The organism is Lysobacter sp. A378 (assembly GCF_054052125.1).
This window is the reverse complement of sequence record NZ_JBSVRK010000001.1, coordinates 479278-492690: the sequence shown is the minus strand read 5'-3', so window position 1 is coordinate 492690 and position 13413 is coordinate 479278. Positions and strand designations below refer to the sequence as shown.

The 13413-nt window shown below is 67.4% G+C and carries 15 protein-coding genes; 4 read left to right on the top strand and 11 right to left on the bottom strand.

Annotation, left to right across the window (positions count from 1 at the left end; all coding sequences use genetic code 11):
* Positions 1 to 10: 10 nt before the first annotated feature.
* Both ACW7G1_RS02135 and ACW7G1_RS02130 read right to left on the bottom strand, forming a co-directional pair.
* A complete protein-coding gene (locus ACW7G1_RS02135) occupies positions 11 to 244 on the bottom strand; it encodes a hypothetical protein (RefSeq protein WP_456978125.1) in 234 nt (77 codons plus the stop codon).
* 98 nt (positions 245 to 342) lie between these two features.
* Positions 343 to 1278: a patatin-like phospholipase family protein gene (locus ACW7G1_RS02130; RefSeq protein ID WP_456978124.1), complete on the bottom strand. Its 936-nt coding sequence runs from the start codon at positions 1276 to 1278 to the stop codon at positions 343 to 345.
* Between the two features lie 241 nt (positions 1279 to 1519).
* On the opposite strand from ACW7G1_RS02130, the gene ACW7G1_RS02125 reads away from it, so the two are divergent.
* Together ACW7G1_RS02125 and ACW7G1_RS02120 are read left to right on the top strand one after the other, a co-directional pair.
* A complete protein-coding gene (locus tag ACW7G1_RS02125; protein WP_456978123.1) occupies positions 1520 to 1738 on the top strand; it encodes a hypothetical protein in 219 nt (72 codons plus the stop codon).
* 98 nt (positions 1739 to 1836) lie between these two features.
* Positions 1837 to 2562, top strand: coding sequence for a DUF481 domain-containing protein (locus ACW7G1_RS02120; protein WP_456978122.1), 726 nt, complete (start codon positions 1837 to 1839; stop codon positions 2560 to 2562).
* Positions 2563 to 2577: 15 nt separating this feature from the next.
* Here the strand turns inward: ACW7G1_RS02120 and ACW7G1_RS02115 are convergent, their stop codons facing one another.
* Entirely contained in the window at positions 2578 to 3555 is a 978-nt protein-coding gene (locus tag ACW7G1_RS02115; protein ID WP_456978121.1) for a helix-turn-helix transcriptional regulator, read from the bottom strand.
* Positions 3556 to 4033: 478 nt separating this feature from the next.
* Between ACW7G1_RS02115 and ACW7G1_RS02110 the strand changes: the two genes are divergently transcribed.
* Positions 4034 to 4693, top strand: coding sequence for a DUF481 domain-containing protein (locus ACW7G1_RS02110; protein ID WP_456978120.1), 660 nt, complete (start codon positions 4034 to 4036; stop codon positions 4691 to 4693).
* Between the two features lie 42 nt (positions 4694 to 4735).
* Here ACW7G1_RS02110 and hemC read toward each other — a convergent pair whose 3' ends face one another.
* From hemC to ACW7G1_RS02080, 6 genes are read right to left on the bottom strand one after another with little or no spacing between them, the layout of a single operon-like run.
* Positions 4736 to 5674, bottom strand: coding sequence for a hydroxymethylbilane synthase (gene hemC / locus ACW7G1_RS02105; RefSeq protein WP_456978119.1), 939 nt, complete (start codon positions 5672 to 5674; stop codon positions 4736 to 4738).
* A gap of 16 nt (positions 5675 to 5690) precedes the next feature.
* Complete coding sequence (locus ACW7G1_RS02100; protein WP_456978118.1) at positions 5691 to 6416, bottom strand: LytR/AlgR family response regulator transcription factor; 726 nt, start codon at positions 6414 to 6416, stop codon at positions 5691 to 5693.
* Positions 6417 to 6467: 51 nt separating this feature from the next.
* Positions 6468 to 7202: an alpha/beta hydrolase gene (locus tag ACW7G1_RS02095; RefSeq protein ID WP_456978117.1), complete on the bottom strand. Its 735-nt coding sequence runs from the start codon at positions 7200 to 7202 to the stop codon at positions 6468 to 6470.
* Positions 7203 to 7258: 56 nt separating this feature from the next.
* Positions 7259 to 7819 (bottom strand): YceI family protein, encoded by a 561-nt coding sequence (locus ACW7G1_RS02090; RefSeq protein ID WP_456978116.1) that lies wholly within the window; start codon positions 7817 to 7819, stop codon positions 7259 to 7261.
* Positions 7820 to 7833: 14 nt separating this feature from the next.
* A complete protein-coding gene (locus tag ACW7G1_RS02085) occupies positions 7834 to 8442 on the bottom strand; it encodes a cytochrome b (RefSeq protein ID WP_456978115.1) in 609 nt (202 codons plus the stop codon).
* Positions 8443 to 8453: 11 nt separating this feature from the next.
* Positions 8454 to 9161 carry a pirin family protein gene (locus ACW7G1_RS02080; protein ID WP_456978114.1) on the bottom strand — a complete coding sequence of 236 codons (708 nt, stop codon included), beginning with the start codon at positions 9159 to 9161 and terminating at the stop codon, positions 8454 to 8456.
* 272 nt (positions 9162 to 9433) lie between these two features.
* Between ACW7G1_RS02080 and ACW7G1_RS02075 the strand changes: the two genes are divergently transcribed.
* Positions 9434 to 10840 carry an amino acid permease gene (locus tag ACW7G1_RS02075; protein WP_456978113.1) on the top strand — a complete coding sequence of 469 codons (1407 nt, stop codon included), beginning with the start codon at positions 9434 to 9436 and terminating at the stop codon, positions 10838 to 10840.
* Here the strand turns inward: ACW7G1_RS02075 and ACW7G1_RS02070 are convergent.
* Together ACW7G1_RS02070 and ACW7G1_RS02065 are read right to left on the bottom strand one after the other, a co-directional pair.
* A complete protein-coding gene (locus ACW7G1_RS02070) occupies positions 10827 to 11990 on the bottom strand; it encodes an acyl-CoA dehydrogenase family protein (RefSeq protein ID WP_456978112.1) in 1164 nt (387 codons plus the stop codon). The two genes, ACW7G1_RS02075 and ACW7G1_RS02070, sit on opposite strands and share 14 nt — an antisense overlap.
* 35 nt (positions 11991 to 12025) lie before the next feature.
* The gene (locus ACW7G1_RS02065; RefSeq protein ID WP_456978111.1) at positions 12026 to 13360 is read right to left on the bottom strand and encodes a flavin monoamine oxidase family protein; all 1335 of its coding nucleotides are present in this window, start codon (positions 13358 to 13360) and stop codon (positions 12026 to 12028) included.
* Positions 13361 to 13413 lie beyond the last annotated feature (53 nt).

Here is a 13413-nt window from a genome sequence, read left to right as displayed (position 1 = left end):
GTGCACCAAGTCACCCGTGCCGGACGCTCGCAGCGAGTCGCGGGCGGCGGATCTGGCGCACCAACCACCAGCCACTCAGCGGCATCACCAGCAACCACAACGGCAGCCAGCCGATCATCTCGCTGGAACCGCGCGCCGCCGGCAGCAACACCAGCAAGGTCGCGCCGATCGCGCTGGCGTAGCGCAGCACGTCCTCGATACGTGGATCAATCGGATGGATGGCAACTCGGTCGGAACGGTTCATGGCGAGGCTCCTGATGGGTGGAGCCACAGCATTGCGCCGCACGTTCTCACCGGCTGCGACCGCATGGATGACGTTGCCGCCGCACGCCTGGACAAGGCTCAGTAGCCGGCGGCGTCAAGCACCTTGTCGGCTTCGGCGCGACCGATCTCGATAAGCTCGCGCGCACGCCAGAACTCGTAGAACTCACAGGCATCGCGCGGGATCCGTATCACCAGTTCGGGCGGGTCCAGCGCCATCTGCACACGCGCGATCTGTGCCTGCATGGTGTCCAGCGAACGCGCCATCAGCTCAATGAAGCCGTACTGGGATCCGGTGTCCATGGACGCGCCGGCATCGTTGCCGTTGCGATGGAAACGACGCTCGATCCAGTCGAGCAGCCCCCCGTGCGCAGGGCTCTCATCGCCGATGCGCGGTTCGGGTGCGTCCGGCTCCGCAGGTCTGCCGGGCGGGTTGCTCGGCCAGCTGTTCATGTCAACCGCAATCAATCGGTGCGCACCCGACAGGCGGGTCGCCGCGATCGGCAGTGGTGCCAGCAGGCCACCATCGACCAATTCGCGGCCGTCTACACGGTGCGGGGTGAACACGCCGGGGATCGCGATCGAGGCGCGCACCGCGTCCCACAGGTCACCGTCACGCAGCCAGACTTCGCGCTGGCGCGGCAAGTCGACCGCAACCGCGGTGAAGTCGATCGGCAGGTCCTCGATCCGGATGTCGCCGGTGCGTTTCCGCAACGCCGCCATCAAGCGCGTGCCTTCAAACAGCGCGGGCTGGCCGAACACCGGGTCGAGCAGGCGCAACATGTCGGTCCGGCTCATCGACAGCACCCATTCGCGGAACACGTCGAGCTGCCCGGCGGCAAACAAACCACCAACCAACGCACCGCTGGATGAGCCGGCCACCGCGACGATGTTGAGACCGCGCTTTTGCAGTGACTCGATCACGCCGATCTGCGCGAACCCGCGCGCGCCACCGGCACCGAGCACCAGGGCGACCGGTTCGTCGCGCCCGATCCGGGGGGCGTCTGCGCCGGCCATCAGCAACCCGCAACCGGATCGAGCGAGAGTCTTGAAGGTCGAATGGCTGGGAGATCTTCGATACAGGCCATGACAAGGGGCGCGGTGGCGGATCGAGGTGACCCTGGGTCAAGGATGCCACGGACCCGACGATGGCCGGCCGCTGCGAACCCGACGCATCGCCAGCCGTTCTCACCCGCGGCCGCTCGCGTATCCGCCGTGCGGCCGGCACACTTGTCACCGGCGAACAGGAGGACACGTCATGAACACGCGGCTGTACATCGGTTACCTGTGTATCGCGCTCGGCTTCGCCTTCATCATGCTGCTCGGCTACGGCGTCATCGATCCGATCGGCATGGATATGGAAGCGGGTACCGGATCGATTGGCGCGCTACTGCGGGGACTACTGCCCAGCGCGCTGGTGGCGGCGGTCGCCGTCGTGCTCGGCCTGTACCTGGTGAGGAGCGCGCGCAAACCGTAACCCGGCACGCAGTGGGTTGGCATGCATCGGAGTGCATGGATAATGCCCGTGCGGCCGGTGATCTCCGGCCGTTTTCCATTGCCAAACCGGAGTTCCAGATGCGTTCCTTGATCCTGACCGCGGCGTTTGCTGCGGTCATTGCCGCCCCCACCGCCGCTGCCGCCGACCAGACCACCGAGGACTACGGCTGGCGTGGCACGGGTGAGTTGGGCCTGGCCCTTTCCAGCGGCAACACCGACACCCAGACCCTGACCGGCAAGCTCGGCCTGACCCGCGAGAATGCCTTGTGGGAACACGAGATTGGATTGGCGCTGTTGTATGGCGAGCAGGACGACATCGAAAGCGCGTCCCGCTACGAGGCCTTCAGCAAGACCGGCCGCCGCGTTGGCGAGCGCAGCCAGTGGTTTGGCTCGGCGCGTACCGAACGCGACCACTTCGCCGCCTACGAGTACCAATCGGCCGCCGCGATCAGCTACAGCCATGAGGTGATCAAGGAGGAGGGATCGCAACTGAGCTTCGAAGTCGGCCCGGGCTACCGCTGGTCCAAGCTCCAGGGGGTGCGCGTGCACGAGAATGGCGCCATCGTGCGCGGCTATATGGACTTCAAGCACCAGTTCAATCCATCGACCTCGATCTACGACACCCTGTTGGTCGAGGCCGGACAGAACAATACCTTCGCCCGCAACGACGTGGGGGTGTTGGTCAAGATGAACGCTTCGCTGGCCCTGAAGGCCGGGTTGGAAGTACGCCACAACACCGATGTGCTGCCGGGCATCAAGAAAACCGACACCCTGACCACGGTCAATATCGTCTACGGGTTCTGACCGGGCACACGGAAATCAGCGGGGGTCGCGCTCGTAGTTGCCCATTGCCAGCGACAACAAGGCGCGCGCCTGCTCGCGCAACACCGGTGGTTCGATAATCTCGGCGTCGCTGCCGTAATGCAGCACATCCATCAGCAGCTCGCGCCCGGAACTGAAGGGCACCTTCAGTTCATAGCGCCCGTCATTGAGGAACCGGCCCTGCTGCTGCGAGTGCCAATGCTCATCGGCCACCCAGCGCGCGGCCTTGGCGCTGAACACGATCGTCGCCCAGCCTTTCGGGGTGCCGGAGAAAATGCCGTAGCTGGAGGCCAACTGGCGATCGAGCTCCTCGTCCGGAACGTCATGCACCGCGCCGTCGAGCTGGCGGGCGTTGCTGATGCGGTCGACCGCGAAGCTGCGCAATGCATCGCGGTCGTGGTCCCAGGCATCCAGGTACCAGTTGTCGCGATAGTGGGTCATGCGTTGCGGGGACACCGTGCGCCGGGTGGCCTGGTCGGTGGAGCGGGCGCGGTACTCGAAGGCCAGCTGCTTGCGGTCCAGCACCGCAGTGGCGACGTGGCGGAACGCGGTTTCGTCCAGTCGCCGGGTCCGGTGCGGGATCACGCGGATGCGCTCGATCGGCACCCGCCGGCCGCCGGCATGGTCGTCGAGCAACTTCTCGATACGGTGTTGCAACGGCGCCAGTGCGTTCGACAACACCCCGCCGCCGCTGCGCAGCATCAACTGCTGGGCCGCCAACAACGAGTGAAGCTCGTCGGAGTTCAGCCACAGGCCGGGCAACTCGAAACGATCACCCTCGTCGGGGTCGTAACGGAACCCGGCCTCGCCGTTGCCGATCACCGGCGCCATCAACTGGTCGCGCAGGTAGGCGAGGTCGCGATAGACCGTCGCCCGTGAACATTCCAGCTCCTCCTGCAGACGCTGCACCGTCACCGGATAGCGCGCGGAAGTCAGGATCCGGTGCAGGGCGTGAATGCGTTCGATACGTTCCATGGCGCAAGCATCGCACCGGGCCAGAGCGACCGCCACTATTGCCCCCGCAGCAGCGGCACGTAGGTCGGGCTTCAGCCCGACACCGCCAACCCCACATCACCCCCAATGTCGGGTTAAAACCCGACCTACAGGCAAAAACAAACGACACACACGGCCGTAGGTCAGGCTTCAGCCCGACACCGCCAACTCCCGCATCACCCCCAATGTCGGGTTAAAACCCGACCTACGGGCAAAAACAAACGACACACACGGCCGTAGGTCGGGCTTCAGCCCGACACCGCCAACTCTCGTATCACCGTCGATGTCGGGTTGAAACCCGACCTACGACCACCGCGTCGAAGAAGCCCGCACCCCGCGCGAACCGATCCGCACCGAGCCCATCCCCGACCGCAACGCCTATTGCCAGCTGAACCGACGTAGTTGGGTCGGTAGGTGATCATTGCCATAATGGGCGTTCCTCCCCGATCCATGGCCGACCATGCTTGGCACCTTGGGGCTGGTCCTGCTCACCGGCCCATTCATCACCCTGCCCACAGCGGCGGTTGCCGACCCGGCGCTGATGGCGCTTGGCAGCGACCCGGCGCAGCTGCGGCTGTTCTGCTATTCGACCCGCTGTGGCGATGAAGAATGGCAGCGCGCGGCCGCCCGGCTTGGCGATCACCTGACATTCGACAGCAAGCGCGGCGGGCAGCTGAGCTTGCCCGGCAGTGGCCCGTGGATCGGGCTGAGCGCACCGGCACGCCCGCGTGATGCCAAGGCGAGCTACGCCAATGACTGGCGCATCGGCACCCGCTACCACCTGCAGGCGCTGCGCAACGGCCCGACCCAACTGGGCGTGCAGCTGGGCGCCGCCTACCGGCTTGCGCCGCTCCACGACGATGGCATCAACCTGTCCGGCCCGGTGCTGCGTGGCGAGCTCGACCTCGGCTACCAGATCACCGAGCGCGCGCGATGGAACCAGACCATCCAGTTTGAAACCGGGCAAGGGGTGACGTTCGTCAAGCAGTCGGTTGGCCTGGATGTCGCCTTGTGGCCGTTCTGGACCCTGGAAGGCGACTTCCAGATCCGCCATAACGATGCCGGTGTCACCGGCACCGAATCGGCGGAGTCGTCGCTGCAGTTGCGGCGACGGTTCTAGTCAGCCCCGCGTTTAGTCAACCCCGCTAGTCAGCCACGCTAGTCAGCCCCGCGTCGCGGGCGATGACAAGGCTTGCGCCAGCAATTCGCCGGCGCCCTGATCGAGCAACGCCCTGGCGACCTTCGCCCCCAGCGCCTCGGGCGCATCGGCGCTGCCTTCCGCATCGGCACGCACCGCGCCGCCACTGGCTGCAGAGCCGACCAGCCCGTGCAATCGCAAACGCTCCCCGTCAAGCGTGGCCAGACCGGCGACGGGCACGTGGCAGCTGCCGTCCAGGGCGCGGTTCATCGCCCGCTCGGCCTCCACGCAGGTGCGGGTGTGGGCGTGGTCCAGTGCCGCGCAAAGCGCCGCTGTTGCGGCATCGTCGTCGCGGCATTCGATCGCGATCGCCCCCTGCGCCGGTGCCGGCAGCCAGTCCGGCGCCTGCAACCGCGACCGGATCCGGGCATCGAAGCCGAGCCGTTGCAGGCCGGCGCAAGCGAGCACGATCGCGTCGTAATCACCGCCATCGAGCTTGGCCAGCCGGGTGTTGACGTTGCCGCGCAGGTCGCGCAGCTGCAGGTCCGGGCGCAGCGCGCGCAACTGCGCCTGCCGCCGCAACGACGAGGTGCCAACCACTGCGCCCTCGGGCAGGCCGGCAATGTCGTCGAAACGGTTGCTGATGAAGGCGTCGGCGTAGTCGGCGCGCGGCAGGATCGCCGGCAACGCAAAGCCCGGCTCCAGCGCCATCGGCACATCCTTCAGCGAATGCACCGCGCAGTCGGCTTCGCCGCGCTGCATCGCAATTTCAAGCTCCTTCAGGAACAGCCCCTTGCCACCGATCGCGGCCAGCGAGCGGTCCAGCACCTCGTCGCCGCGGGTACTCATCGGCACCAGTTGGACGCGGATTCCGGGATGCGCCGCGCGCAGGGCGTCGGCGACGTGTTCGCTCTGCCACAGGGCGAGGGGGCTCTTGCGGGTGGCGATACGCAGGGTAGTCATGCGGTCATTATCGCCGTTAAAGCTGCTTCAGCACTTCGCGCACCGCGCTCGCGCAGCGCCGACTGACTTCCAGCGGCTCGGCCACCTTCCCGAGCAGTACCGTTACCTGTCCGTCCGGGCTGCGGCGCAACTCGGTGACCAGGTGACGGGAAACCAGGCAATTGCGATGGATGCGCAGGAAGCGCTCACCGAACTCATCCTCCAGCGACTTCAACGACGCCTCGATCAGGTCTTCGCCACGCGCGTGGTGGACCACGACGTACTTCTCGTCGGCGTACAGGTAACGCACGTCCTCGACCGGGATCAACCGCAGGCTGCCGCGCAGGCGCGCACAAAGATGACTGCGCGGGCCACCGGGATGATCACCGCTACGCTCGCGTCCGGCGGCAAAGGTACGCACCCTCTCCAGCGCGGCGGCCAGGCGCTCGGCGCGGACCGGCTTGACCAGGTAGTCGATCGCCTCGGCCTCGAATGCCGACAGCGCGTGGATGTCGTAGGCGGTACAGAACACGACCGCCGGACGCGGCTCGAAGGCCGCCAGGTGACGCGCCACTTCCAGTCCGTCGATGCCGGGCATGGCGATATCCAGCAACACCAGATCGGGGGAATGCCCGGCGCAGGCGTGCAGGGCCTCGGCGCCGTCACAGGCTACGGCGACCACCTCGATGCCGTCCATGTCCTTCAGCAGTCCGCGCAAGCGATCGCGCGCCAGTGGTTCGTCGTCGACGATGACTACTTTCATCGGCCTGTCCCTGTATCCGTATGGTCGTGTGAGCTTCGCCGCGTCGCCGTTCTAGCTGGCGGCAAAGCGCGCCGCCAGCCAGTCGCCAAGGTCGCGGATCTGCTCGGCGCAAACCTGATGGGCCATCGGGTAGGCGTGCCAATCGACCTTGAACCCCAGCGCGCGCAGCCGTGCGGCACTGGCTTGGCCTGCCGCGAACGGCACCACCGGGTCGAACTGGCCGTGGGCCATGAACAGCGGTTGGGTGGGCGCTGCGGCGGGCACCGACTGTTCCAGGCCGGCCAGCGCCGCAGTCGACAACGGCAGGTAGGTCGACAACGCGACCAGCCCGGCCAGCGGCTCGCTGCGCCGCAGCCCCGCGGCCAGCGCGACCGCGCCGCCCTGCGAGAACCCGGCCAGCACGACCCGGTCGGGCGCGATGCCACGCTCGAGCTCGCGGGCGATCAAGGCCTCGACCTGCGCCACCGACTGGGTGACCCCGGTCTCGTCGGCGCGGTCGGTCATCTTGTCGGCGTCGAGGCTGACGATGTCGTACCAGGCCCGCATCGACATGCCGTTGTTGATCGTGACCGCGCGCACCGGCGCGTGCGGAAACACGAAGCGCAGCCCCGGCCAGTCCTTGCGGACCAGCTCGGGAACGATCGGCGCGAAGTCGTTGCCGTCCGCGCCCAGGCCATGCAGCCAGATGACGGCCCAGCTCGGGTCGGGGGCGGTTTCAAGCTCGACGGTCTCGAGCAGCGTCGCGGTGCCGTTTGCCGGGGGGTTGTTTGTCGCTGTGTCGTTCATCCCGGCATTGTCGCCGTTGTTGTACTGGCGGGGCCAGCGGCAGTGAAGAAGGAGGCTCAGGGCGCGTGGGAGAACCGGACGCGGGTGGAAATGGCGACCTCGTCCGGGATGATGCCGGTGTCAGCCCAGTCACCGCCGCCGACCCCGAACGCCAGGCGCTCGACCTTCGCGCTGCCCGACAGCACCGGCGCCTCGCCCGGCGCCCAGGTGAACGTGAGCGTGACCGGTTTGCCCACGCCGCGCAGGCTGAGCGTGCCATCGGCGGCGTACTCGTTGCCACCCAGGCTACGGAAACCCTCGGCGGTGTAGCGCGCCTGCGCAAACTTCGCGACGTTGAAAAAATCCGTGCTCCGCAACGTGTCGTTGCGCTCGGGGTTCTGGGTGTCCGCCCCGGCCAGTGGAATCAGCACGTCGAGCCGTGCGTCCTGTGGCGCGGCCGGGTCGAAGCTGAGGGTGGTACGGAAGCCGGGGAACTGGCCGGTGAAGATCTCGCCCTGGTACTCGCTGGCGAAGGTCAGCGCACCCGAAGACTGGACATAGTCCGCGGCGTTGGCGGAACCGGCAGCGAGGCCGGCAGTGGCGAGGGAAAGGAGCAACAGGGAATGCTTGAAGGTCATGTCAGTGGTCCAGGTCAGTTGTTCAAAACAGAGGTAGAAGCAGGAAGGGTCTGCTTGCCGCCCGGGGTGCGCGGCAACATGCGCAACAACGTGTCATCGCGTTGCACGAAGTGGTGGTACAGGGCCGCGCCGGCGTGCAGGGCCACCAGCAGCGCCAGCAGCCAGAATCCCCACTGGTGCACGTTGCCGGCCAACTCGGCCAACCCGGTATCGCGTCCGGCGATCGGGGGCAGATTGAATTGCTTGAACCACTGCAACGGGTAACCGGAGGCGGAGTTGAACAGCCATCCGCTCAGCGGCATCGCGAACAGCAGCACGTAGAGCCCGACATGGGTCAGCGATGCGATCCGCTCCTGCCAGGCCGGCGTGCCAGTCACCGGCCTGGGCGCACGGGCCAACAGGCGCCATGCCAGTCGCACTACCATCAGCGCCAGCAGGGTGAGTCCCAGCGATTTGTGCAGCGCATAGGCGTTGATCTTCGCCGGCGTGTTGGGCATGTCGACCATCGACAGCCCCCGCCACGCCAGCCAGACGATCAGCACCAGCGTGGTCCAGTGCAGCAGTTGGCTCACCGGCGACCAGCGGTGGGGACGGCGCTTGCCGGTACTGTCCTTGAGGCTCATCCCGGCCGGCCTCATTGCAACGGCGGCAGGTCGAAGACGAGGATCTCGGCACCCTCGCCGCGCTCGATCAGCACCTGCGACTCGTCGGCGTACAGCAACGCATCACCGGCGGAGACGTCGTGGCCATTCACCACCGCACTGCCGCGGGCCATGTGCACGTAGCCCAGGCGGCCCGGTGCCAGCTCCAGTACGGCCGCTTCGCCGGCATCGAACAGACCCGAATACATCCGCGCGTCCTGGTGGATCAGCACCGAACCGTCGGCGCTGTCCGGGCTGGCCAACAGCCGCAGGCGGCCGCGCTTCTCGGCCTCCGGGAACGTCTTCTGCTCATAGCCGGGCTGAATGCCGCGCACGGAGGGGATGATCCAGATCTGCAGGAAGTGCGTGGTCTTGCCCTGCTCGTGGTTGTACTCGGAGTGGGTGACGCCGGTGCCGGCGCTCATCCGCTGCACCTCGCCCGGCACGATGGTGGCGCCGGTGCCCATGGAGTCACGGTGGGCCAGCGTGCCATCAAGGACGTAACTGATGATCTCCATGTCCTGGTGCGGATGGGTGCCGAAGCCCTTGCCACCCTGCACCCGGTCTTCGTTGATGACCCGCAGCGGGCCCCAGTGCATGTGGTTCGGGTCGTGGTAACCGGCGAACGAGAAGCTGTGGTGGGAGTCAAGCCAGCCGTGGTTGGCGTGGCCGCGTTCCGAAGCGGGGCGCAAGGTGATCATGTCGGCGGTCTCCGTGTTCAAGGGCGACGGTGCGTCGCCTGATGCAAACAGCTTGATTGATATCGCAATCAGGATAAACAGCCAGCTTTATATCTATACGTTCTATATTTGGCACAATGCCTTTGTGCGACCACCAGCGGCACCTCATGGCGACGATACCTGCGTCGTCGGCCAGCCCCGGCGCACCGGCCACTACCCCAGGACGACCGCCGCCCCGCGAATCGCACTGACGGGTATCGTTGCGGGCTCGCCAATCGCAGCCCGCCCACCGAATGTCTCTTCCTCCGCAGCTATCCGCCAACACCTCCGCCGACGCTCCCACCGCCGGCGAGCCGCGGCTTCAACATGCCTTGAAGCCCCGCCAGCTGATCATGATGGGCCTGGGCACCGCGATCGGCGCGGGCCTGTTCCTCGGCTCGGGCGTGGGTGTGCAGGCAGCAGGGCCGGCGGTGCTGGTCTCCTATCTGATCGCCGGCGCGCTGGTGATCATCGTGATGCACGCGCTGGGCGAGATGGCCGCCGCGCGTCCGTCCAGCGGCGCGTTCTCGGTCTATGCCGCCGACGCGATGGGGCCGACCGCGGGAGCCACCGTCGGCTGGTTGTGGTGGCTGCAGATCGTGGTCGTGGTCGCGGCCGAATCGGTCGGCGCCGCCGGACTGCTGGCCACGGTCTGGCCGTCGTTGCCGGTGCCGTGGCTGTCGCTGTTGTTCATGGCGATATTCACCGCGATCAACCTGCTGGGCGTGCGCAACTTCGGCGAGTTCGAGTTCTGGTTCGCGATCATCAAGGTGATCGCGATCCTCGCCTTCATCGCCATCGGCGCGGCACTGCTGCTCGGACTCCTGCCAGCGGCACCCTCGCCGGGGCTATCCAACTTCACCGCTCACGGCGGCTTCGCGCCCAAGGGTCTGGCCGGGATCGGAGCGGCCTTGCTGGTGGTGGTGTTCGCGTTCGGCGGCACCGAGATCGTCGCCATCGCCGCCGCGGAATCCGAGCAGCCAGGGCGCAGTCTCGCCCGCGCGATCCGTACCGTCGCCTGGCGCATCCTGGTGTTCTACATCGGTTCGATCGCGGTGATCATCGCGGTGGTGCCGTGGACCAGCGACGCATTGAAGTCGCCGTTCGCGGCAGTGCTGCAGTTCGCCGCGATCCCGGGCGCCGCCACCGCGATCACCCTGGTCGCGGTGATCGCGCTGCTGTCGGCGCTCAACGCCAACCTCTATGGCGCCTCGCGGATGATCTTCTCGCTGGCCGAGCGCGGCGAGGCGCCTCGCGGCCTGGCCCGGGTGAACCGGCGCATGGTGCCGCTGATCGCGGTGCTGGCGAGCGTCACATTCGGGTTCTTCGCCACCCTGCTGGAGCTGTGGTTTCCCGAGCGGGTGCTGCCTGCGCTGCTCAACCTGGTCGGTTCGACCTGCCTGATGGTGTGGACGATCACCCTGGTCTCGCAGCTGATCCTGCGCCGTCGCGCGGACCGGGCCGGCGCACCGTTGCCGTTCCGCATGCGCGGCTTCCCGTACGTGACCTGGCTGGGTCTGGCGATCCTTGCATTGATCTTCGCGCTGACGCTGCTGTCGCCCGACTCGCGGCTGCAACTGCTGTCCACGATCGTGCTGACGCTGGCCATCGCCGCGGCCTGCAAGGTCGCGCGGCGGGCGCGAAGAATCAGAACGCGTTGATACCGGTCAGCTCGCGGCCGATCACCAGCTGGTGGATGGTCTCGGTGCCCTCGTAGGTGATCACCGACTCCAGGTTCAGTGCGTGGCGGATCGCGCAATGCTCGGTGGTGATCCCCGCCGCACCCAGCAGGTCACGGCACTCGCGGGCGATGTCGATCGCCATCCGGCAGTTGTTCCATTTGGCCAGGCTCACCTGCGCCGGCGCCATGCTGCCGGCATCCTTCAACCGACCCAGCTGCACCACCATCAATTGCGCCATGGTGATCCGGCGCGCCATGTCAGCCAGCTTCAGCTGGGCCGATTGCGTCGCCGCCACCGGGCGGTCGAACAGGATGCGTTCCCTGGAGTAGTTCAGCGCCTCGTCCAGGCACGCGATCGCCGCGCCGATCGGACCCCAGGTGATCCCGTAACGGGCCTGGGTCAGGCAGCCCAGCGGACCGCGCAGGCCTTTCACATTGGGCAAGCGGTTGGCTTCGGGCACGCGCACGTTGTCGAAGAACAGCGACGACGTCACCGACGCGCGCAGGCTCATCTTGTGCTTGATCTCCTGGGCGGCAAAACCGGCCATGCCCTTCACGACCACGAAGCCCTGGATGCCGTCGTCGGTCTGCGCCCAGACGATCGCGATATCCGCCAGGTTGCCGTTGGTGATCCACATCTTGGAGCCGTTGAGCACCCAGTCGCCGCCGTCTTTTCTGGCGTGGGTCTTCATGCTCGCCGGGTCGGAGCCGCCGTGCGGCTCGGTCAGGCCGAAGCAGCCGATCACCTTGCCGGCGGCCATGTCCGGCAGCCAGCGCAGGCGCTGCTCCTCGCTGCCGTAAGCGTAGATCGGGTACATGCACAGCGAGCTCTGCACCGACACGAAACTGCGGATGCCGCTGTCGCCGCGCTCCAGCTCCTGGCAGATCAGGCCGTAACTGACCGCGTTCAGGCCACCGCCGCCGTATTGTTCCGGCAACGTCGCGCCCAGCAGGCCGAGTTCGGCGATCTCCGGCAGCAGCTCTTTCGGGAAACGGCCTTCATCGAACGCATCGCCGATGATCGGCAGCACCCGCTCATCGGTGAACCGCGCCACCGTGTCCTGCACGGCACGCTCCTCATCGGTCAACAGCGAGCGGACGTCGTACAGGTCGTAGGGATGCAATGCCATGGTTGGTCTGGTCTCTTGGAAGATCGGAAGGAATTTCAGGCAAGCAGGGCCGCTGCGGCACGCTCGCCCGAGGTGATTGCAGCTTCCATGCCGGGCTGGTCGAGCACGGTCTGCTCGCCGGCGAAATGGATGCGGCCAATCGGCTGTGCATGCCAGCGCATCGTGTCGGCAAACCGCCCCGGCGCGATCTCGGCAAACGCGCCCATCGCCAGCGGATCATTACCCCAGCTGCGGCTCGCCAGCGGTTCGAGCGCACCGGCACTGGCCGGTCGCAACCGCTCTATGCCGGCAATGGCCCAAGCCATCCGCGCCTGCGGGTCGAGCAGGTCGGCCTGTTCGGCGGCGCCGCCGTTGAGCCAGACGATCAGGCGTTCGATGCCGCCCGCGCCGGCACCGCCGGGACCAGGAACCGCGAACATCCGCTGCAACGGGCCGTCGCCCCACATCGTCAGCGGAAATCCGTCGTCGTCCCAGAACGCGCGCGTAGGTTGCAAATGGATGGTGGTGACCGCGTTGCTGCGGCGCGCGGCCCAGACTGCCGATTGCGCTTCGGGCGGCGCGGGGTTGATACGGATCCCGCCGAGCGGCCCGCTGGGCAGTGCCAGCACGACCCCTCCGGCCTGGAAGCGTCGCCCATCGGACGCGGTCACCTCCACTGCGCCACGCGCGGAATCGATTGCCACCACCCGGGTGCGGAGCCTCACCTCCCTGCCCAGCGCCGCCGCCATCGCTTCGGGCAACGCCTGGCTGCCGCCCGCGATCCAACCGGTGCCGCGCTGGCCATGCCGGCGCAACGCGTCGCGACGCAACGCATCCAGCGCGCTGATGGTGGCCAGCGAGCTGTAGCTGTCGCCCACTTCCATCCATTCAATCGCCCGGGCGGACCAGCCCTGGGCGGCGAGATACACCGACAAGGGCACGTCCAGGGACAGCCGGGCCGGGTCACGCCATGCGTCGACAGCGGGCAATGCCGCGCCGCCCATCGCCGCGCCCAGCAATGCCGGCGGCGCAAGCTCCCGCTCACGCCCCCGAAGCGTATTGAAGCGGCTGTCGGCCCACCCGGACACGTCCAGCACCTCATCACCGAACGCCAGCGCGACCCCGCCCGCAGCGGGCGGACCCATCGACGGCGGCACGATTTCGACCCCGACCCGCCGCGCATGTGCACGCACGCGCCCATAACCGGTCCCGACCTCGACGCCACCGACTTCAAACCTCAGTCCATTGCGCGTCACCGTGTGCAGCCGGCCACCGATGCGGTCGCCGGCCTCCAGCACGGTGACGGTGGCACCGCCGCGTTCCAGCGCGTGCGCGGCCGCCAGCCCGGCAAGGCCGGCGCCGACCACGATCACGTCGGTGCGGCGCGCCAATCTCACTCCAGCGCCACCGCACCCGGACAGGCCGAGCGCGGCGGCCCCGGCCA

Excerpts from the sequence above, each read along its gene's own strand:
- ACW7G1_RS02130 (WP_456978124.1), bottom strand. The coding sequence starts at position 1,278 with ATGGCCGGCGCAGACGCCCCCCGGATCGGGCGCGACGAACCGGTCGCC.
- ACW7G1_RS02095 (WP_456978117.1), bottom strand. The coding sequence starts at position 7,202 with ATGAACGACACAGCGACAAACAACCCCCCGGCAAACGGCACCGCGACG.
- hemC (WP_456978119.1), bottom strand. The coding sequence starts at position 5,674 with ATGACTACCCTGCGTATCGCCACCCGCAAGAGCCCCCTCGCCCTGTGG.
- ACW7G1_RS02090 (WP_456978116.1), bottom strand. The coding sequence starts at position 7,819 with ATGACCTTCAAGCATTCCCTGTTGCTCCTTTCCCTCGCCACTGCCGGC.
- ACW7G1_RS02115 (WP_456978121.1), bottom strand. The coding sequence starts at position 3,555 with ATGGAACGTATCGAACGCATTCACGCCCTGCACCGGATCCTGACTTCC.
- ACW7G1_RS02100 (WP_456978118.1), bottom strand. The coding sequence starts at position 6,416 with ATGAAAGTAGTCATCGTCGACGACGAACCACTGGCGCGCGATCGCTTG.
- ACW7G1_RS02120 (WP_456978122.1), top strand. The coding sequence starts at position 1,837 with ATGCGTTCCTTGATCCTGACCGCGGCGTTTGCTGCGGTCATTGCCGCC.
- ACW7G1_RS02135 (WP_456978125.1), bottom strand. The coding sequence starts at position 244 with ATGAACCGTTCCGACCGAGTTGCCATCCATCCGATTGATCCACGTATC.
- ACW7G1_RS02110 (WP_456978120.1), top strand. The coding sequence starts at position 4,034 with ATGCTTGGCACCTTGGGGCTGGTCCTGCTCACCGGCCCATTCATCACC.
- ACW7G1_RS02075 (WP_456978113.1), top strand. The coding sequence starts at position 9,434 with ATGTCTCTTCCTCCGCAGCTATCCGCCAACACCTCCGCCGACGCTCCC.
- ACW7G1_RS02080 (WP_456978114.1), bottom strand. The coding sequence starts at position 9,161 with ATGATCACCTTGCGCCCCGCTTCGGAACGCGGCCACGCCAACCACGGC.
- ACW7G1_RS02085 (WP_456978115.1), bottom strand. The coding sequence starts at position 8,442 with ATGAGCCTCAAGGACAGTACCGGCAAGCGCCGTCCCCACCGCTGGTCG.
- ACW7G1_RS02125 (WP_456978123.1), top strand. The coding sequence starts at position 1,520 with ATGAACACGCGGCTGTACATCGGTTACCTGTGTATCGCGCTCGGCTTC.
- ACW7G1_RS02070 (WP_456978112.1), bottom strand. The coding sequence starts at position 11,990 with ATGGCATTGCATCCCTACGACCTGTACGACGTCCGCTCGCTGTTGACC.